The sequence below is a fragment of the [Clostridium] citroniae WAL-17108 genome (genome assembly GCF_000233455.1).
Classification (GTDB): domain Bacteria; phylum Bacillota; class Clostridia; order Lachnospirales; family Lachnospiraceae; genus Enterocloster; species Enterocloster citroniae.
Genome location: NZ_JH376425.1, coordinates 80,621 through 100,781, shown reverse-complemented (window position 1 = coordinate 100,781; position 20,161 = coordinate 80,621). Strand labels below are relative to the sequence as shown.

Annotated in this window: 20 protein-coding genes; all 20 read right to left on the bottom strand. The window is 50.7% G+C overall.

Annotated elements, in window-relative coordinates; all coding sequences use genetic code 11:
* Nucleotide 1 precedes the first annotated feature (1 nt).
* Entirely contained in the window at nt 2-1,471 is a 1,470-nt protein-coding gene (flgK, locus tag HMPREF9469_RS19295) for a flagellar hook-associated protein FlgK (RefSeq protein WP_040416882.1), read from the bottom strand.
* A gap of 28 nt (nt 1,472-1,499) precedes the next feature.
* Nucleotides 1,500-1,946, bottom strand: coding sequence for a flagellar export chaperone FlgN (gene flgN, locus HMPREF9469_RS19290; RefSeq protein ID WP_007865507.1), 447 nt, complete (start codon nt 1,944-1,946; stop codon nt 1,500-1,502).
* A 13-nt stretch (nt 1,947-1,959) separates the two neighbouring features.
* Nucleotides 1,960-2,262: a flagellar biosynthesis anti-sigma factor FlgM gene (locus tag HMPREF9469_RS19285; protein WP_007865505.1), complete on the bottom strand. Its 303-nt coding sequence runs from the start codon at nt 2,260-2,262 to the stop codon at nt 1,960-1,962.
* Between the two features lie 278 nt (nt 2,263-2,540).
* Nucleotides 2,541-3,086 (bottom strand): late competence development ComFB family protein, encoded by a 546-nt coding sequence (locus tag HMPREF9469_RS19280; RefSeq protein ID WP_007865504.1) that lies wholly within the window; start codon nt 3,084-3,086, stop codon nt 2,541-2,543.
* On the bottom strand, nt 3,079-3,849 hold the full coding sequence (locus HMPREF9469_RS19275) for a ParA family protein (protein ID WP_007865502.1): 771 nt from the start codon (nt 3,847-3,849) through the stop codon (nt 3,079-3,081). The genes HMPREF9469_RS19280 and HMPREF9469_RS19275 overlap by 8 nt, the downstream gene beginning before the upstream one ends.
* Before the next feature lie 35 nt (nt 3,850-3,884).
* Entirely contained in the window at nt 3,885-4,136 is a 252-nt protein-coding gene (locus HMPREF9469_RS19270) for a hypothetical protein (RefSeq protein ID WP_007865500.1), read from the bottom strand.
* A 507-nt stretch (nt 4,137-4,643) separates the two neighbouring features.
* Nucleotides 4,644-6,149 (bottom strand): flagellin N-terminal helical domain-containing protein, encoded by a 1,506-nt coding sequence (locus HMPREF9469_RS19260; protein ID WP_007865496.1) that lies wholly within the window; start codon nt 6,147-6,149, stop codon nt 4,644-4,646.
* 208 nt (nt 6,150-6,357) lie between these two features.
* Nucleotides 6,358-7,299 carry a M15 family metallopeptidase gene (locus HMPREF9469_RS19255; protein ID WP_007865493.1) on the bottom strand — a complete coding sequence of 314 codons (942 nt, stop codon included), beginning with the start codon at nt 7,297-7,299 and terminating at the stop codon, nt 6,358-6,360.
* A gap of 63 nt (nt 7,300-7,362) precedes the next feature.
* Nucleotides 7,363-8,037, bottom strand: coding sequence for a flagellar brake protein (locus tag HMPREF9469_RS19250; protein ID WP_007865492.1), 675 nt, complete (start codon nt 8,035-8,037; stop codon nt 7,363-7,365).
* A 57-nt stretch (nt 8,038-8,094) separates the two neighbouring features.
* Complete coding sequence (locus tag HMPREF9469_RS31445; RefSeq protein ID WP_007865490.1) at nt 8,095-8,550, bottom strand: EscU/YscU/HrcU family type III secretion system export apparatus switch protein; 456 nt, start codon at nt 8,548-8,550, stop codon at nt 8,095-8,097.
* Nucleotides 8,537-9,937 carry a hypothetical protein gene (locus tag HMPREF9469_RS19240; protein ID WP_007865488.1) on the bottom strand — a complete coding sequence of 467 codons (1,401 nt, stop codon included), beginning with the start codon at nt 9,935-9,937 and terminating at the stop codon, nt 8,537-8,539. Before HMPREF9469_RS19240 ends, HMPREF9469_RS31445 begins: the two co-directional genes overlap by 14 nt.
* A complete protein-coding gene (locus HMPREF9469_RS19235; RefSeq protein ID WP_007865486.1) occupies nt 9,937-11,808 on the bottom strand; it encodes a DUF342 domain-containing protein in 1,872 nt (623 codons plus the stop codon). The genes HMPREF9469_RS19240 and HMPREF9469_RS19235 overlap by 1 nt, the downstream gene beginning before the upstream one ends.
* 34 nt (nt 11,809-11,842) lie before the next feature.
* The gene (locus HMPREF9469_RS19230) at nt 11,843-12,610 is read right to left on the bottom strand and encodes a flagellar hook-basal body protein (RefSeq protein ID WP_007865483.1); all 768 of its coding nucleotides are present in this window, start codon (nt 12,608-12,610) and stop codon (nt 11,843-11,845) included.
* 11 nt (nt 12,611-12,621) lie between these two features.
* The gene (locus HMPREF9469_RS19225; protein ID WP_007865469.1) at nt 12,622-13,362 is read right to left on the bottom strand and encodes a flagellar hook-basal body protein; all 741 of its coding nucleotides are present in this window, start codon (nt 13,360-13,362) and stop codon (nt 12,622-12,624) included.
* Nucleotides 13,363-13,366: 4 nt separating this feature from the next.
* Nucleotides 13,367-14,143 carry a FliA/WhiG family RNA polymerase sigma factor gene (locus HMPREF9469_RS19220; protein ID WP_007865466.1) on the bottom strand — a complete coding sequence of 259 codons (777 nt, stop codon included), beginning with the start codon at nt 14,141-14,143 and terminating at the stop codon, nt 13,367-13,369.
* Between the two features lie 20 nt (nt 14,144-14,163).
* Entirely contained in the window at nt 14,164-16,218 is a 2,055-nt protein-coding gene (flhA, locus tag HMPREF9469_RS19215; protein WP_007865463.1) for a flagellar biosynthesis protein FlhA, read from the bottom strand.
* A 2-nt stretch (nt 16,219-16,220) separates the two neighbouring features.
* Complete coding sequence (gene fliN / locus HMPREF9469_RS19210) at nt 16,221-17,339, bottom strand: flagellar motor switch protein FliN (protein WP_007865459.1); 1,119 nt, start codon at nt 17,337-17,339, stop codon at nt 16,221-16,223.
* Between the two features lie 15 nt (nt 17,340-17,354).
* On the bottom strand, nt 17,355-18,221 hold the full coding sequence (locus HMPREF9469_RS19205; RefSeq protein ID WP_007865457.1) for a motility protein A: 867 nt from the start codon (nt 18,219-18,221) through the stop codon (nt 17,355-17,357).
* Nucleotides 18,222-18,259: 38 nt separating this feature from the next.
* Nucleotides 18,260-18,466 (bottom strand): flagellar FlbD family protein, encoded by a 207-nt coding sequence (locus tag HMPREF9469_RS19200; RefSeq protein ID WP_007865454.1) that lies wholly within the window; start codon nt 18,464-18,466, stop codon nt 18,260-18,262.
* Between the two features lie 20 nt (nt 18,467-18,486).
* Nucleotides 18,487-20,157 carry a flagellar hook protein FlgE gene (locus tag HMPREF9469_RS19195; RefSeq protein ID WP_007865451.1) on the bottom strand — a complete coding sequence of 557 codons (1,671 nt, stop codon included), beginning with the start codon at nt 20,155-20,157 and terminating at the stop codon, nt 18,487-18,489.
* Nucleotides 20,158-20,161: the final 4 nt, after the last annotated feature.

Genomic DNA, 20,161 nt, shown 5'->3' with positions numbered 1-20,161 from the left:
CTTAACGTCCTACCATACCCATCTTGTTGATGATCATATCCAGCTGCTCATCCATGGTAGTCATAAGACGCCCCAGCGCCTGATATGCTTTATTATAAGTCATCATGTTGATCCCCTCTTCATTAAGGGATACACCGGACACGCTCATGCGCTCCTTCTCCACGCTCTCCGCAATGGACAGGGATGCATCCATCCGCGAATTATTGGTCTTGATATCGCTTCCCAGTATGCTTGTGGTCCTGGCTACAAACTCGCTGAATGTGCCTGTAAACTCGCCGCCGAAATCAAAATCCTGTTCCAGCGCCGCCTTCATTGCCATAATATCCGTGTTGTCCAGATCGCCGTCCGGATTCTTTTTCCGGATAATATAGGAGGAATCCTCCGCCCACTTATTACTGATGGAAATGTTTCCCGCCGTGATATTACCATTCCCGTCCCCGCTTAGAAGTTCCTTATACTTATCCGGCTGCGCGGGATCGTCCGCATGGACCTTGCTGTTAAACACATGAGCCAGGGTCTTGGCCAGATGATCCAGCTGGTTCTGGTAATAAGGGATACCCGCTGTAATTGAATCTCCGCCCGTGAGCATATCCGTAAATCCCCGGATAGCCCCGCTTCCAAGATTTGCCGTCTTTCCGCTGCTGTCCCACGTCAGGCTGGTTCCGTCCTTTCCAATGGTCAGATGGTCATTGGTATGGGAGGCCCCTGAAGCATCCACCACTACTTTTCCGTTAAACTTAACCTGTACCTTTCCGTCCTCCAGATCCGTCACCTGGACAACACCGTATCTGGACAGGTCATCCAGAATCGTATTTCTCTGGTCCAGCAGGTCATTGGGTCCATAATTCACCCCATCATAATCGCTGTTGACAAATACCTCATGGGCAATGGAGCGGTTCAGCTCCGACAGCTGATCCAGCTTGGTATTGATGTCCTTTACCGCAATGGAAAAATCATTCTTCGTCTGCTCCATCAAGGTCTTTAAATTGGCATCATATTCATTCAGGACCTGAGTCACACCCTGAAATGCATGCATAACAATATTGGCATTAGTCTGTTGGTACGGATACTGGCTGAAATCCGCCAACGCCTGGGACAGCGTGGTAAGAGCGCTCTTAATACCGGTCCCCTCCACCTCGGGATCACTGATGATCCCCTCGATCTGGTCCATGATCGCTGCCTTCTGGTCAAAATATCCCACATCGCTGTACTGCTCCCTGAACTTAGCGTCCAGATAGGGGTTGCGGATCTGGGCAACGCCCCTGGCATCCACGCCCTGTCCTGCCAGCGGTATAGAACTGTAATTATACTGGTCGCTTCCGTAGACATGCACGCTCACCGAGTCCAGGCGCTGCCTCGTATATCCCTTGGTGTTAATATTGCTGATATTATTTCCCACGATATCAATGGCCTTCTGGTTCACCATGATACCTCTCTTAGCTGTTTCCAGCCCCATAAATGTCGGTCTCAATCTACCACTCTCCCCATATCAGCCCTTATCAGGCCTTCTTCTCAAGCTTACTTCCCTTCTGAATGGAAGGGCGTCCATAGATACCGGTGGGATTCCCCATCATCCTGGAATCAATGCCCATGCGCTCCAGCTCCGACTTTGCAATCATCTCCGCCTTTTTGTTATAATACTGGATATTGCCAATGGCACCGTCTATCCTGCGATACAGCTCCAGCAGTTCCTTTTGCCGCACCCCATCCATAGATTCAGCGATCTCCTTTAACGTCTTTCCATCCAGCCCATGGGCTGCAAACAGTTCCTGCCGCTTCTGTTCCAGGCTCTCCAGCTTCTTATCCATGGCCTGCTGTATCATAATGGTCTGTTCCACCTTATCCAGCTCTCTCGTCATAAGAAGCCCCAGCTTTTCCACCTGCTTTTGTTCCATGGCCTCCAGCGCTTCCGTATACTCTGTCAAAAAACGAATGATCTCTTCCAATCCTTTCCCCTCTCTACAGACCGCTCATCAGACGCCTGGCTATCTGTTCTGCCGAAACCTCATAGGTACCTTCCTGTACCTGCTGCTTCAAAGCCGCGATCCGGTCGGCCGGCGCGCCTTCCTCCATGGATTTGGAGAGCGCTGCCGCAAATGTGGACGCCCCGCTTTTCTTCGCCCCTTGGCTGCTGATACAGACCGCATCCCCCCTGGCCTTCCCTGCCGCGGGCGCCGGAGTGGAAATGTTTTTTTCTGTATGTTTTGCGTTGCTCACAGCATTTTGGTAAGCCGCATAATTTCTCGTGATCTTCATATCCATATCTTCGCTTCCTTTCTTTCGGTGCTCTCTATATGGTGACTCTGATATTCCTATAGTACTTATCGGACGCGGGGAATGAAACTTTACAGTTTGGAGGAGATTTTTTATCATTTTTAAAAATATTTATGTGAATACAACTATTGCTGCGATTAAAAACGCCGGGATACGGAATTGAATCATCCCATATCCTGGCGGCTTAATCATTGCATATGATCCGGTTTTACTAATACAGTGGAATTTTCTAATGGAGTGATACATTACAAATACAGTGATACATTCTAATGCAGCGGGTTCTTCTTTACAACCAGAATCGCCTGTACCAATGCTCCGGTCACCTCCTGGCCATTTTCCTGCTCCGCCTTACCGCGCTTCTCCTGATCTCCTTCCCTCATTACCACGTATCGCGGTTTAAGCCGGTTCAGAGCAAGGGCGGCGATATCCTTCTTGCATTTATCACATTTACAACAGTTAAAACGGTCCAGTGTGGAATCCAGCCTGGAGATAACCAGTTCCTCCATCAAATTGACCAACACCATGTTGTTCTCCTCCTTAAAGGGAAGAGAAACAGGGTTCCTCTTTAGCGCCTTTGCCATTGATGCTGCCGTGGGCAGTGAATACGGCTGGTTTCCCGCCGCCGTGTTGTCTGAGGACTCGGCATCGGCAGATGCACCCTGCCCATCTGCTCCCGGCTCACCCGGTCTTTCCATGCCCGGCACTCCATCTGCTGCGGTCCCCTTTTGATCACCCCCATCCTTTTTTACGGCAGAAGGCATGATCTTGCGGTACATCATATCCTTGTCAATCTCTGTTCTGGTCTTAGCCATTTACCTTCAGCCCCCTTTGCATCAACTCCTGAAGCAGGTTCTCATAATCCTGCACCGCGTTGCATCCGGGCGCATAATCAAACACTGAGCATTGAAGGGACTGGGCCTCCCGAAGCGCCACACTCTCCCGTATAAAAGTATTCAGGGCAGGCATCTTTAAATCATCCGCAACCATACGCAGCGTTCCCTCCACCTCTTTACTGAACCTGGTCCTGGGATTATGCTTTGTCAAAAATACACCCAGGACCTGAATCCCAGGGTTACAGTAATTTCTCACACGGCGTATGGTCTCCTCCAGCTGTGTAATCCCCTGGAGACTGAATATATCCGAAAGCATAGGGACCAGCACGTAATCAGCAGCCGTGAAGGCATTGACTGTCAGGATTCCCAGAGCCGGAGGTGAATCGATCAATATGTAATCATACAGGTTCTTCAGGGAATCCAGTGCTTCCTTTAAAAGAAATTCCCTGTGCTGCCCTGTAAATTCCAATTCAATGCTGCTTAACAGAATATTAGCTGGAATTATGTCAACCAACGCGGACTTCTGTACCGCATACCTGGGCTTTAGCTCCCCCTTTAACACATCATAAATAGTGGCGCTCTCCACATCCGCCCCCATTGCAAAACTCAAATTCCCCTGCGGATCCATATCCACCGCAAGCACCTTATATCCCTTCTCCTTCAGCGATGTTGCAAGCACATAGGCCGATGTGGTCTTACCCACCCCGCCCTTCTGGTTTGACAACACAATGGTAACCGCCATAGCAACTCCCCCAGAAACAAACTGTTCCCTAATCGTCATAGTATGGTTACCATTATATCAGGTAATATGGGAAGAAACAATCCCTCAACAGTTTCGTACACCCTTATATCCTCCCAGTCAGGATGATTTTTTATAATATCATAAATCTTCCCGATAACAGCGATATCCTCCTCCAGCATATCCGCGCACCTCTCCTCAGGTATACTCTTCTCAATTTTCTTTTTAACCTGTTTAATCAGCTTTATAAATTCTCCCTCTTGCCGGCCTTCCCCTCTCTCCATAGCCATATGAACCTGTTCATCATATTCTTACAATATCATATCCTGTACCTCCGATCTGTGCTTTGATAAAAGTTTTGACAGGATTCCTTTGCTGATACACTCATCTACCGCATGATCCACCGCTGTTTCCAATGCTATACCCCGATTTAAATATTCCCTTATACAGAAAATAAAACTGACAGATTCAATTCTGATCTGCCTGGCTCCTCTTTTAATCCATTGTAAAATATGAGATACCGGGGTAACGGCAGCTTTACCAACTTGCTGTTATACAGATACTTCCGGACGAACATGTCGGAGAATACACCGCCAGTAGCGGCACACGAAACTTCCCGAATGGGATTGATGAAGAAATCATCTATAAACTTGAAAATAGCACATGTAAAGTATAATAGCAAGGATAGAAACAAATGAACTACGTAAAAAAGCATTGCCTCCTATTTGTTTTTCATATCCAAATCGGAGGCAATGCCTTATCTTTTATTTCTGGTTTAAAGCATATACTTAAGAATATTACTGTAATAACTGTAAGATGGACTGTGGCTGCTGATTAGCCTGTGCCAGCATAGCCTGTGCAGACTGCATCAGAACGCTGTTCTTTGTGAATTCCATCATCTCTTTTGCCATGTCTACGTCACGGATACGGGACTCGGCTGCTGTTATGTTCTCTGTGGTAACCCCCAGATTGTTAATGGTGTGCTCAAGACGGTTCTGGATCGCGCCCAGTTTGCCACGGCTGGTGGATACTTGGTTGATGGCATCGGTGATTTTGCTGATGGCTGCGGATGCGCCATCTCTGTTTCCGATATTAATGTCACCAATACCAAGATTGCTTACATGCATATCTGCTATTGACAAATCCAATTGGTTCCATGAATCGTTAGTATCTCCTATCTGCAACTTAAGTCCACCACCATTTGCAAGTCCTGTGCCACCTGCTAATGTTAGACCAACGCCTGCTCCTGCTGTCTCTGTCTGCAGATCTGTTCCTGTCATTGTTCCATCAAAATCAACTGTCATTTCAGCACCAGCTGCACCTAACATCTTATTTATATCGCTTGCACTATATGACTTTCCACTTTCAATGTTAACAGTCACATTTCCATCCGCCCCACGTACTGCTCCAAGCTCTGCCGTTCCACCGGCAACAATTTTGAATACTGAACCAACATCTCCTGCCTTTGTAGAAGTAACAGTTAGTTTCTCTGCTGCACCTTTTTTAGAGGCTGCTTTTGCTGCTTCAGACTTTAATGTAATTAAGTCTGATCCACCTGCTACACCTGCTGCGCCAACCTTAAAGTCTCTGTCTACAGTCAATTTTACCTTACCTGCTGCGCCCTCTGGAACTCCCGTTGCACTATTTATCAAGGCATCTATCTCTTTTTGCGAATATGCATGAGTCTCATCACCATCTAAGGTAATTGTAAGAAGTTTATCTCCTCCCCAAGAAGCTGAGCTACCTTTTCCCTTTTCGCCATTAACAATTTTTACACTGTATCCCTCAGGTGCAGACAAAGTAAATTGAGTTGCTGCATCTAAATGGGTCTTATCTGCAGCTGCCGTAACAGTGTCAATTTTTCCAGCTGATCCTAGTCCCATGGAACCATCGAGCAACTTAATTCCATTAAAATTAGTACTATCTGCAATACGGTTGATCTCATCCTTCAGCGCATCAACTTCATCTTGTAAAGCCTTCCTATCCACATCATCTGTATAAGTACCATTAGATGACTTGGTAGCCAATTCTTCCATACGATTCAGCATAGAATGAACTTCCTGCAGTCCGCCTTCCGCTGTCTGCACCAAAGAAATCGCATCCTGTGAGTTGTCGCTTGCAGCAGTTAATCCCTTGATCTGTGCTCTCATCTTTTCGGAAATAGCCAGACCTGCCGCGTCATCACCTGCACGGTTGATTCTGTAACCGGATGACAACTTCTCAAGCGACTTAGATACTGCACTGTTGTTCACGCCCAGCTGCCTGCTGGAATTTAATGCCATGATATTGTGTTGAATCCTCATACTAATTACCTCCATGTAATTATATTGTTCCGGGAATTCCTTTTCCCTGTTTTAAAAATGTTTCTCCCAATGCCGGACGGGCCCTGTCTGACACTGGACTAAGCTTCCGAAACATACCATCCCTTCCGCTCTGTAATATTTATCGTACACCCCTCCTCTTTTATTTACCAAAAAAGTGCACAAAAATCATTTACGATTTATGTGCACTTTATCCATAAAGACTCTGTTCAATATAAAATTCTTCCAATGAAAGATTGTGTTCCTTTATATACTCCGCCGCTTCCACACCCACGTACCGGTAATGCCACGGTTCATACTCAATTCCGGTTATATTCACCTTATCTTCCCCGTAACGCATGATAAATCCATACTCCTGGGCGTGTTCCATCAGCCACTTTCCTTCCGGCGTATTCTCAAATGCTTTCTCAAGCTTATGATATTTCTTCGTATAGAAATCCACAGCCAGACCCAGGCAATGCTCCCCTGAACCGGGAATTGAAATGGTCTGCCTTGCAAGTGCGTAGGATTCTTCCTTTGTGTGGCCTCTCCTCACATAGGACTGCACCTTCCTGTTAAACAGCTTTTCCTGCTTATCCAGCGTCCGGTATCCGGAGCATATGATTGGGGCAAGCCCCTGTTCCCTCATGGCATCCAGCATTTCCATAAGAGGCTCGTAGATCCTCACATCCACAGACTGTTCCGTCCCAGGAATCACCTGTAACTCCACCGTATAGTCCTCTGGTACGGGATATTCCGCATTGGTAAGAATCAGGCACCAAAGGTCGCTTTCACCGATTATCAGTTCATCTCCCTGCGCCCTGTTAGCATCCTGCTCACATTTCCGGCTGGCCTGTCCTGCTGTCAGCCCGGTTTCCCCGGACCATACCTCTGATTGCGCTTTCGCCGGCCTGGCTGATGTTCCAGCCTCCATCAGTGGGTCCGCTTCCCCGGCATCCGCCGCCCCATCCAATACTTTCGCCGTCCCATCTCCACCGGCCATCATCTCCACTTCCGCCCTGTCAGCACCCCTCTCCTTTTCCAGCGTCCTGTGAGCCGATATATAAAACAAGGCCAGGATAAGCAGGAACGTATAGATCATTACCCGCCGGTTCCTGACCACGCGCCGGTCTTTAGATTTCTTATAAGCCATCTCCCGCGCTTCCTCCTGACTTGACCTCATTTAATCTCATCCGTACTCCTCATATCCCTGCTCTCACCGTATCCTCCGAAGCTGGTCCCCCTGCCGTCTAAGAATATAACGGTACAGCAGGTCCTCCTGCCTGGTTGCCATCTCCATAAACTCGCATCCGTAGCCATAGCCGCCTTCCGGCCGGTTTATCTGCCTGCGCACCTCGCACGCAAACAGCATGGAATCGCCCATGGCGGGGATCACGATATTAAGACGGTCATTGATCTTGAATATCTCATCCGTTCTGAACATCAGGCCGCCCAGGCTGATATCCACCAGCTGAACCTTAAGCCCGTTGTAATCCGCAGAATCCCCTGTAGAATCATGCTCTGATTCCTCCCCTGGGTTCATCAGCTCATCTCCGCGCATGCAGTTATAGATCACCGCTTTGTCCCTTGTACTGATCCGGAAATACTCCCGCCTTTCGTCATTGGTGGCCTCATTGAGATCAATGATACGCGCCAGTTTGGGAGATGACAGGTACACTCTCCCGATCAGTACCTTGAATCCCAGCTGTGTATTATATACCTCAATCTTTACCAAAAGGTTATATGGTATGGTGGGCAATTCATTGCGTGAGCTTCCCACATCAATAAAATTCTTTCCGATCCTGTGCAGGACTCCCATGCTGATCAGGTCGTTATTCTTTGCTTTCATGACACACGATGATCCAACATATCCGTCCAGCAATTCAACCATGTTCCCCACCCCCCTGTTATCGTCCTGTTATCGTCTGTTGCCTGCCTGCTGTTCTCTTTATTCTCTGATTTCTCCACCATCCCTGTTCCGTTTGGATGCCAGATTCCGGCACAAACGGCTGGAACTTCCGTTGCCCATACTGCCAACGCCGGTTCTGCCCGCAGTATTACCATCTCCTGTTTTGTCCGCGGCACTGCCGTCTCCCGCCGCATTCCCCTTCCTCACGCCCTCCGCATCCTCAATCCCCCGAATCTGAGCCGAGGTTTCAATCAGCTTACAATAAATTGCCGCCACCACCTCGTAAAGCTCCACCGGGATATTGCTCCCCACGTCCAGCATACACAGAAGGGAGGCCGCGCTGTCATCCTTGAATACGGGAATCCCCTTTTTCTCTGCAATATCAATGATATGCTCCGCAACCGTGCCGTAACCGGAAGCGATCACCACCGGTGACGCGTCCTCGGCTGCATTGTATTTTAAAGCAACTGCTTTATTCTTCTTATATTTTGACATCCACACCCGTCCTTTTGAATGGCAGGTTTTTGAATACCTCCATCAGGCTGCGCACATGGTCCATGCGCTCTACTTCTATGTCAGCCGCCCTATACCCGTGTTCTTCCATAATACCGCGGAATTCCGGGATCAGGCCCTCAAATATTTCTGTGTACGATTCCGGGCAATACAGATGAAATCCCAGCTCCCTGCCCGCCATCATGAATTCCGCCTCCATCTGCCCGATCCCCGGTATATCAAAGGTAATCAGCACATGGACATGGTTTCCCTCTCCCTCCGCCCGGTCGCCTCCCCGGCCTTCATCCTTGGGATCGATCCAAAGTTCGGAAAATGCTTTCATGCCCTCATAATCCACCGGAATCACAAAATGCAGAAGGGGCGTATAGTTGCAGGGTGAGGATAAAAGGCTTGTGATGATCTTTTCGATCCTCTCCCCGTTCAGGCTGTTCATGGGAGTCTCCCGGTCCTGCTTTGCAATGATCTTTGCCAGCGTATCCATGATCCGGGACCGGTTCACCAGGTGCTCCGGCTCCTGGAAACTGGTTATGTACTGCCGTACCAGCTCCCGCAAACGTCCCTTGTCCTCCCTGCTGTTCACATGGATGAGAAGATTCATAAGGGCCTCCTGGAGATATGCGTCATTGTCCTGGTAACGCGACATATTGTACATGATATTGGGGATCACCCGGGCTGTCTGGGGCGTGTAGAGCACGCTTCCCTCCAGTTCCTTTAAAGCCTGCTGCACATCTGCTTTCAGGGCCTCAAATTCCTGCCCGCCCTGTACCTGCCTGACCCGCTCTCCCAGCTGCGCAAATATTCCCGCCAGCGTCCTGCTCCCTGAAAGCTGTTCGGACAGGTATTCCAGACTGTTAGCCACGGAGTCCAGTACATCCTGCCTGGATATACTGCCGTTGACCGCCTTTAAGAGCTCCGCCGTCTCCATCCTCAGTTCCGGCTTGTCACTTAACATCCCTCTTAGGAAGTCAAACAGTTCTCCCTTAAACAGCGTGGAAGCATACTCCTGATCCACCAGTTCGTCTACAATGTGCTCCGGGTTGATCAATAAAGCGTCAAAAAGCTGGCGGATCTCCTGGGTCATAGTATTGTTATTCACCGGAAGGAGGTTGATGATCTCCTCCAGCATGTAAATATTTTTCAGATAGTTGACCGTCACTGCCGGGTCTTTTAACAGGTTCATCAGGGTGGCGGCGCCGGCTTCCCGTTCCAGCACATTGTGATGTCCCAGAAGGCCGCTGCCCTCAGGATTCTTTGTAATGTGCCGGATCTCCTGCATGTCAAACGGAACCGAGGGGTCCTTTAACGCCTTGTCCGTCTGTATGATATTCTTGTTGATGACCGGAGATGTCACCCGTAGGATGTCTGCCATTAACGAATTCCTTTCCTGATTTCCCCGTCAAGATAGTAGAAGGAACAGCTGTCCTCCTTCTTGGTGATGCTCATCTTGCAATCCCCGATATTGATTACGGTTCCGGGATACACTTCCCTGGCCGTAAGCCTGGATTTTCCCACCTCGCGGAGCTTTTTTGACAGCTCCGCTGCCTGCTGTTTTAATTTTTTCTCTTTTAACGTGTTGATGGGCGCTTCCAGCTTCAGCTTTGCAAGGCGGTCCCTTTGGGATGGTGTGATGGTACCTTCCTTAAGCTTTCCGCTGAGATATGAGATATCCTTGTTAATCTCGGTCAGTTTTCTGGAAAGCATAAGCAATTCCTTTCCAAGGGCCTCCATCTCCTCTAAAAGCTGTGGGGTAAGGCCCAGGGTTATGGCTGTTGTGATGTGGCTGGGCGCCCCCACCGCCTTTACGTTCATGCAGTTATAAACCGAACAATTCCCGCCGATCAGCGCGCCTCTTTTACCGATGAGTGTCAGGTTGTGCCCGCAGGACACCTCGGAATTGATGATATATTCTGCCTGGATATTATTTTTTACAAAAATGCTGCAGTCCTCCAGGAATTTGGCCGTGATATCTCCCTCCGCCTCAAGCACTCCCGATTTCATGCCCCGCATTCCTTTATGAAGCAGGATATCCCCGCCGGCCTTCAGATGGGCGCCTTCCACAATTCCCATTACCGTGATATCGCCCTTGGCCGTGACACTGTATCCCTCCAGCACATCCCCGTGCACCATAACGCTTCCGGTAAAATCAATATTTCCAATGGAGTTGTCAACATTTCCGGACACGGAAAATACATTTTCCACATGAAAACGCCCGGACCGGAATGTCAGATTGCCCTCGCAGGCCGTCAGAAGCTTATCCCGCTCCGGTGAGTATACAATGTTCTTTCCCTGGGGAATGGGCGGCATGGTGCCGTTTTTGCCGCGGACCGGCTGGCCGAATACATCCATTCCGTCCTCCGGCTCCGTGGGCATGGAAATCTCACAGACCACGTCCCCCTTTTTCACGTTATGGATCAGGTTCATGCTCTTAAAATCAATCCCGCCGTTGCCCTTGGACGCATACTTTATCTGGGGTTTTCTGGGAAAATAATCCTTAATATGACCGTCATCCCCGTTCAGGGGCGGCTGGCCTTTTGCTATTATGGCCATCTGGAGATACTGCTGTTCCCTGACCATAGCTGCGACCTTCTCCTCGTCTATGCCAAAACAGATCCCTTTCTTTTCCAGCGCCTCACGCACCATCTCTATGGAGATGTGTTCACCGCTGCCCTGCGGCCCGTACAGCATCATGGAAACTTCCATCTTATCGTCCGACACCATAAGTTCTGCATGGGCGTCCATGTCCGGTTCTTCCGCATCTGAAGATACTTCCTCCCGGTCTTTTTCATTTAAAACCAACAGATCCTTACCTTCAGAATCATCCAATACCGCGGCTTCTCCTAAAAGTTCCCGTTCCAGCTGTATCCGGCGTTTCTGTTCCGCCTCGTTCCAGTCCTCCACCGTCTCTACCCGGTGATCATGACCGTCATCCGCCAAGCCGCGTCCCTCTTTCCGGTGCTGCGCATCCTCCGCTTTTCCATAAAACTGTGCATCCTCCGCTTTTCCATAGTGCTGCGCATCCCCCGTTCTTTCGCGGCTCTGCGCATCCCCCGTTCTTCCACGGCTCTGCGCACCCTCCGCTCTTCCACGGCTCTGTGCACCCCCCGCGCCATCCTTGGACGTTCCCCCGTCCTCTGTCTCACTCTCTTTTTTATCTGTCCCGCTTTCTTCCGGGGATATATCGTCCTTTTCATCCTCAAGAAACTTGGAAAACAAACTGAATATCAGGCTTTTTTCGTTCATGGACATCCCCCCTTTCAGCAATTCTTATACTGCCTTACCGCAGGCTATTAATCATCTCTTCCATCTGATCCGCCGTACTGACGATCCTGCTGTTAAGCTGGAACGCACGCTGCGTCTGCATCAAATTTACCATCTCGGTGGACATATTGGAATTGGAAAGCTCCAGGGTCATGGTAAGGACCTTGCTTTTCTCCTCCTCGTCATCCAGATCCTCGATGGACACCCATTCGCCGGATGTCTCTCCGGTGCGGAACAGGTTCACGCCAGCGTGCATCAGCCCTTCGGGATTCTCGCACACAAACAGGCCGATCTGCTCTGCCAGATGATCCAGGTCCAGCTCTCCGGGCGTGCCGTCCCCGCCATCTTCCGACTGCTTATACTCCAGTTCAATGGGATCCCCGTCCTGGTCCAGCACATAGCTTCCATCGCTGGTGGTCAGGTAATTGCCGTCCTCCGTGGATGAGATCTGGAATGCGCCGTCCCTTGTGTAGGCCGGTTCCTCCTCATCCTCACTTGTCTGGATTGCAAAAAATGCATTGCCGGATATGGCAAAATCCAGCTTCCGGTCGGTTTTGCGGAAGATTCCCTGCTGGAACACGGTTCCCGGACCGTCATTTTTCACCCCATGGCCGACCTGGGCCTGGGGCCTCATATCCATCCGGGTGTACAGCAGATCGTCAAAGCTGCTGTGCATGGATTTATATCCGTTGGTGCTTACATTTGCCATGTTGTTGGCAGTCACATCCAGATCCTTCTGAAATGCGTTCATTGCCGATACTGCCGTAAAATATGATATATTCATCTATGGTCCCCCTACAGCTTGCCGATATCGTTAGCTGTTTTCTGGTTCATCTGGTCTATGATGGTCAGCGCCTTTCCACAGGATTGGAACGCTCTCTGGACCTCCATGGCCCTTGTCATCTCGTTATTCAGGTTCACCCCGGATGCCTCCAGCTTTCCCTGATACACAGTGGGATACACCTGCTCCAGCGCCACTGTATTCCCGGCTCCATAGGTGCCATTGTCATAAAAGGTGAGATTGTCGTAATTGTCCGGCACCACGATCTGGATCTGGTCCAGCGCACCGTCCTCATTGTCATAGATAATGCCGTCCGAACCCACGCGGAACCCGCCCTCATCCACATACACAGGGCCGCCGTCCCCCATGACCTGACCCACGCCCGGAAGCACCAGATTGCCTTCCCCGTCCCGGTCAAAATGGCCGTTGCGGGTCAGATACTGTCCGTCCGTTCCCTGGATCACAAAGAAACCGTCCCCGTTGATCGCCAGGTCATAGGTCTGTCCCGTGTCCGTGACCGTTCCCTGCCCGTGGGCAGTTATTTCCCTGGTGCCAACCGATATGGTGGAACCCCGGCCCAGTCCCTGGGTCTGTCCGTTCATCTGCCGCACCAGCTGCTGGTCAAAGGTGGTCTTGATCAGACGTTTGGGCTTATACCCGCTGGTCTTCACATTGGCAATATTGTTGGCCGCCATGTCAAGTGACCTCTGATTCATCAGCATACCGGATGCAGCTGTGTAAAATCCTGAAAACATATCCTTATCCTCTCATATAGCCTTCCAAACAGTTCTTTAGCTTCCCGATTGCTTTGGTATGGATCTGGCACACACGTGACTGCCCCACGCCCATAACCTCCGCGATCTCTGAATATTTTAACTCTTCGTAATAATACAGTGTGATAACAAGCCGTTCCTTTTCTCCCAGCCCGTTGATGGCGGCGGTAAGCATTTCCATAAGTTCCTTATAGTAAAGGCTCTCCTCCGGCTTCCCGTCCATGTCCCCGGCTTCCAGCTCTCCCTTTGCAAATACGGCCGTCATATCCTGGAGCACGGATTCAAAGGAGAGGACCGCTGCATGGTTCATATATTTGATATGATCCTCCACCTTTTCCACGGGCAGGTTCAGATACCCTGCCACTTCCTTTACATCCGGTTCCCCCATCTTTTCATGGGACAGTATGGAGAATGCCTGGTCTACCTTTTTCTGGAAATTTCTTGCCCGGTGAGGCACCCAGTCCTGGCTGCGTATGTAGTCGATCATGGACCCTCTCACCCGCATAAACGCGTAAGTTTCAAATCTGGCGCCCCGGTCAGGATCGTACCGGTCCAGGCATTCCATCAATGCCAGCACGCCCTGGTCCGCCAGGTCCTCCTGCTCCAGAAAGCTTCCTGCCATGGCGCGCAGCTGCACGGCCGCGGAACGTACAATGGGGAGGTAGTGTACAACCAGCTGGTTTCTAAGCTCCTGGCTGCCGGTCTTTTTATAGGATGCCAGCGCCCGGGCCATATCCTCACTGTCTGTCTGTTCCATCTGCATAAACTGTTACCCCTGTCCTGTCACCTCTGGCCAAGGGAAATGCTTCCCAAAGCCTGTATCTGTATATTGTTATCGATCTCGCTGAAGGATACCACCGCCACATTGGGATAAAACTGGTCAATGAGCTTTTTAAAATAGATCCGCACCACCGGCGAGGTGAGAACCACCGGTATGTTGACCAGATCCTTGATCTTGTTGATCTCTGACGTGGCTGAGCTTACGATGCTCTGGATCACCGTTGGTTCCAGCGCCAGATAGGAGCCGGTATCCATCTTCTTCACCGATGACATGATCATGTTCTCGATCTTGTCGTCCAGGCTGATCACCTTCATCTGCCCCGCCTCTGAGAAGCGGCGGGAAATGGTCCGTTTCAGAGCCTGGCGCACATACTCGGTGAGCATATCCGTATCCTTGATCTGGCTCCCGTAATCACCCAGCGTCTCCACAATCGTTTCCATATCACGGATCGGGATCCCCTCTCGCAACAGGTTTGCCAAAACCTTCTGGAGTCCTCCCACCGTGATAACGGAAGGAATGGTATCCTCCACAATACTGCTGTTTGTCTTTTTCAGTGTCTCCAACAGGTTGTTGACCTCCTGGCGGTTGAGAAGCTCATGCAAATGCTCCTTCACCACCTCGGACAGGTGGGTGATCACCACCGAGGTGGGATCGATGAGCGTGTATCCTGCCAGCTCGGCCTGGATCCTGCGGTCCTCGCCGATCCATTTGGCCGGTATATGGAACGCCGGGTCAATGGTGTCGATTCCCGGAACATCATCCGCATCCGTGCCGGGCGGCAGCGCCAGGTAGTGGTCCATCAGGATATCTCCCCTGGCTACCTCCTCCCCTTTTAAGAGGATGCTGTACTGGTTAGGATTGAGCTGCCCGCTGTCCTTAATGCGCACGGACGGAATCACAAATCCCATGTCCAGCGCCATCTGCTTGCGGAACATAACCACGCGGTCGATAAAATTGCCGCCGTTGCTCTCATCCGCCAGCGGAATCAGGCTGTAGCCGAATTCCATTTCAATCTGTTCTACATTCAAAAGACCGTAGACATTTTCAATATTCTTATAATAAGACGCTTCGCTGGTGACTTCCGTCTCCACAAATTCCTGTACGGTCTCAGCCGCAATGCTCTGCTGGCGCTTGTACAGGAGATATCCTCCGCCTGTTAAACCGGACGATATGATGAGGATCTGTAACACCGGAAATCCCGGGATCAGGCACAGGCACGCAGCCGCGGCGCCCGCTGTCATCAGTACTCTGGGCTGCGCCAGGAACTGACTGGTGAGATCCTCGCTCAGGCTGTTCTCAGATGCGGAACGGGTCACAATCATACCGGTTGCAACGGATATGAGCAGGGCCGGTATCTGGGATACCAGGCCGTCTCCGATGGTGGAGGTGGTATAGATCTGCATGATATCCTGTATGGTGCCCTGACTGTTCATGATGCCCACGATCAGGCCGCCCACAAAGTTGATAAATGTGATAATAATGGAGATAATGGCATCTCCCTTTACAAACTTGGTCGCTCCGTCCATGGAACCGAAGAAATCCGCTTCCCTCTGTATCTTGGAACGCCGTTCCTTTGCCTGCTGCTCATCAATCAGGCCGCTGTTAAGATCCGCGTCAATGGCCATCTGCTTTCCCGGCATGGCATCCAGGGTAAACCTTGCGGCAACCTCCGCCACACGCTCCGAACCCTTTGTGATTACTATGAACTGAACCAGCACAATGATCAGGAAAATGATAAAACCAATGACAGCATTTCCCCGGATCACAAACTGTCCGAAGGTCTTGACCACCTGTCCCGCGTAGCCGTTATCAAACAGGATCTTTCTTGTGGATGAAATATTAAGCCCCAGCCTGAATAAAGTCGTGATTAAAAGCAGGGACGGAAACACGGAAAATTCCAGTGTCTCCCTGATGTACATGGTCATCACAAGGATCAGCAGGGACAGCGATATATTCAGTATAAATAAAAAGTCCAGTATGGGTGTGGGCAGGGGGATCAGGATCAGGAAAATGATCCCTATGATCCCCGCTGTTACAAGGATATTAAACCGTTTCAACTTTATTCACCATTTCCAATAATGCTTCGTGTATTTACTATTTCAGTGATGCGCACTCCGAAGTTATCATCGATCACCACAACCTCGCCCCTCGCGATAAGCTGTCCGTTGACAATGATGTCCACCGGCGCATCCGCCTGTTTGTCAAGCTCCACCACAGTTCCGTTGTTGAAATTCAGCACATCCTTCAGCCGCCGTTTTGTCTTGCCGATCTCTACTGACACGTTAAGGGGCACATCCATGATCAGTCCCAGGTTGCCGCTTATGGTCTGGTTTCTGTGCAGGATACCGGCTGCGCCGGGCTGTCCGGCTCCCGGCCCGCTCCTCCGGGGTCCGGCCCCAGTCCTTCTGCCTCCGGCGTTCGCAAGTTCTCCGGCCTCATCATCTTTGCCCTCGGCCTGGTCTGCATCTGGCAATGCTCCCTTGCCCACAATCGAGCTTTGCTCAAGCAGGGCGGCCTGCCTTGCGGCTTCCTCTTCCTCCTGCTTTGCCCTGGTCTCCGCTTCTTTCCTGGCCTGGATCTCCTGGTACAGGCTGTCCATGGCGTTGGCCGATATGCACTCAATGAACTCCGACTCCACCATGTCCTTTATCTTCATGCGGTAGGTCACTGCCAACACCCCGGAATCCTCCGCCTCTCCCATAACCGAAGCCAGGCTCTGGCGGCCGTCCGACAGCGTCAGCTGGCAGTCTGCAAAATCCATGGTATCGCCCAGGAACTGCGCCATGGCTGCCGCCGATGCGTGGCCCATCTGGTTCATCAGCTCCCCTGCCGCGCTCATGGCCACATCATCAAACACAAAGTCAGGGTCGGGAAGGTCGTCCACGCCCATCAGTTCATTCAGGAATACCTGCATATCCCTCTGCCGGAGGATCAGGACCAGACTGCCCGCCACCTGTGACGTAAGGCAGGTCTTTACAAAGACAGCCGGTTCCAGGATGCTGTACTCCACTTCCCTGACCGTTATTTCCTGTAGCTCTGGTTCCCCTATCTCAATATTGGCCCGCAGAATGGACGAGATGGATTCTCCCGCCGCCTGCGCATGTATTCTGATGAGTTCCTCCATCATCTGCCGGTCCGTCACTTCGCTGACATTCCGGCTTCCCTGTTCCTTTGCCATGGTTTAAGCTCCTTTTTATTCCTCAATCTCTTTGGTATTTCTTCTGCGTTTCTTTCTGACCGCTTTTTTCTTTTCCTCTTTGTTCTTTTCCTCTTTGTTTTCCCCGGACCGCTTGTAGCTGGCGGGAAGAAGTTTAAACAGCTTCTCTTCTATAAACTTGGGATTTTCCCCCTCCTGTATGGCCAGAACCCCCTCCATCACCAGCTGCTTGCACAGAAACTCTTCATCATGCCTGGCCTTCAGCTTGCTCGCCATGGGAAGGCACACAATGTTGGCCAGCAGCGATCCGTACAGCGTGGTGATCAGCGCCACGGCCATGCCCTTTGCAAGGGCGTCCACATCAGCCATGTTGCCCAGCATCAGGATCAGGCCTACCAAAGTTCCGATCATTCCAAAGGCAGGAGCATAGCTGGCTGCCTTTTCATAAAAGCGGCGGTCCAGGGCATGACGCTCGTCCAGCTGTTCCAGCTCTGTCTCCATGGCCTTGCGCACCTTTTCCGAATCCACGGAGTCCACCACCAGCATCAGGCTGTTATGTAAAAACGGCTCGTCAATTTCACTCAGCTTGTCCTCCAGGGACAAAAGCCCCTTCATGCGGGCCTCGGTTGCAAGGCCCACGATCTGAGCCACGGACTGGGCCGGATCAAACTGATAAGGCCTCACAATGATCTTTAGGTGGCTCCCGATCTTTTTAAACGCACCTGCCGGAAAGGATATCATCATAACGCCGATGGTTCCCCCCACGGTAATGGCAATACTTGGTATGTCAACAAATGCTTTCAGGTTGGTAAACACCAGCTTCATGGCCTCCTGGTCAAAGGTCATACCGAATCCCACAAGCCCCACTGCTAAAATAAAACCCAGAATTGACAAGATATCCATAACAATACATCCTTTTCCTAAACTATTCTGCCGTACCATCAGCCCTTAATCTGATCCAAGATGCCTCTAAAGGCCTCCCTGCGGAATTCCACCACCTTGTCCACTACTTCTTCCTTGGATTCCCTCACAATCAGGTGCTTACCATTGGTCAGGAGGATGGTGGTATCAGGATTCTCCATAATGGTCTCGATCAGGTCGCAGTTTAATATAAACTCCTCACCGTTCAGTTTTTTTAACAGGATCATGATACCGCCCTCTCATCTGCTTATCGTTTCAGGTTAACCAGCTCTTCCAAAATGGAATCCGACACCGTAATGATCCTGGAGTTGGCCTGGAACCCTCTCTGTGTAACGATCATATCTGCAAATTCCGTGGATATATCCACATTGGACATTTCCAGGGATGAGGTCTTGAGCGCGCCGGTTCCGTCTTCCCCCGCCTTGCATGCCTTGGCCTCACCGGAGTTGCCTGTCTGCTTAAAGTAAGAATTGCCCACGCCCTCCAGTCCGTACGGGTTGTCAAAGGTCACCAGGTCGATACGACCGATCTGGATCTTTCCAAGGTTGGGATGGTTGGCCTCAATGATACCGTTGGCCAGGATAGTCACACCGGCATCAGCCAGGGACACGGTTCCGCCCTCGCTGCCTGAGGTCAGGGAAAATGCCTTGCTGCCAAGACCCAGGTCTCGGGAGTTGGCGGCTTCGGTAATGGTAGCTGCGTTCTTAACCTCTTTATCATCGGCATCCGTATGCTTGTCAAAATAATCATTGATTGCCGTATACCCGGGATGAGTCACCTCAATATACTGTCCTGCCTCACCATCCGGCGGCGTACCTACCTCCTTCAGCCATATGCTGTTGGCCGAAGTGCTGTTTTCATTGATGGATCCCTGGAACTTTCTGGTGGTCGTGCCGTCTGACACGGTTGCGGTTATCTGCCATGCCGCCGGGTTACTTCCCTTTGCAGGCACAAACACCGCCTCATAGCTCACATCGCCCGATGCCGTAAACATGGGTTCCGTACTGGTTGCAGACGGCTTGATCCCTCCAAAAATACCGGTATCCTTATAGACAGGGTCAAAGGTCTGGACACCTGGCTTGATTCCAAAATTCTCACCCAGCAGTTCTTCGCCGGTAAAAGCTCCATTACGCGCCGGAACCGCTGTTATGGTAAAGTTTCCTGCCGGGTGCGGCTTTCCGTTGTTTGTTCTGGTAATGGCATTGTTCATCTGTTCATTAAACTGAGATAAGCTGTCAAAGCTGGCCCTGTTGCTGACCCTGACCGTGATACTTGAAGTATTAAACTCGTCTGACTTTACGACCACATCAGCGCCGTCCGGAAGCGTGTCATCCAGCTTAAATGTGATGGACACATTGGCATCTCCGGTTGCATTCTGGGACGTAATTGTATATTTGATCCCATTGATCTCCTGTGTACTGCTGGACTGCGCGTTGTTTTTGGATGGGACGCTTAAATGGATCTTATCCGATCCAGCCGCCTTACCCAATGGATCACCGGTCACGCCCAGCACCGTATATCCGTTGGCATCCACCAGGTTGCCGCTTTTGTAATCCAGCTGCAGGTTTCCTGCCCTGGTATAAAAAATATTGCCGTCAGAGTCCATGACCTGGAAAAATCCCTCTCCTGTGATCGCCACATCCATGGGCCTGCCCGTGGACTGCAGAGCCGACCGGCCCATATTCAGGTCTATGCCAGCCAGCTGCGCACCATAGCCTACCTGGCTGGCATTGGTGCCGCCTCTGTTGTTGTCGCCGCTGGTAGCGCTCTGTAATGTCTGATAATACACATCCTGGAAGCGGGCGCGGCTTGATTTAAAGCCATAGGTATTGACATTGGCAATATTATTGCCGATAACATCCAGCTTGGTCTGATGGGCCTGCATGCCCGACACTGCTGAAAATAATGATCTTAACATATTC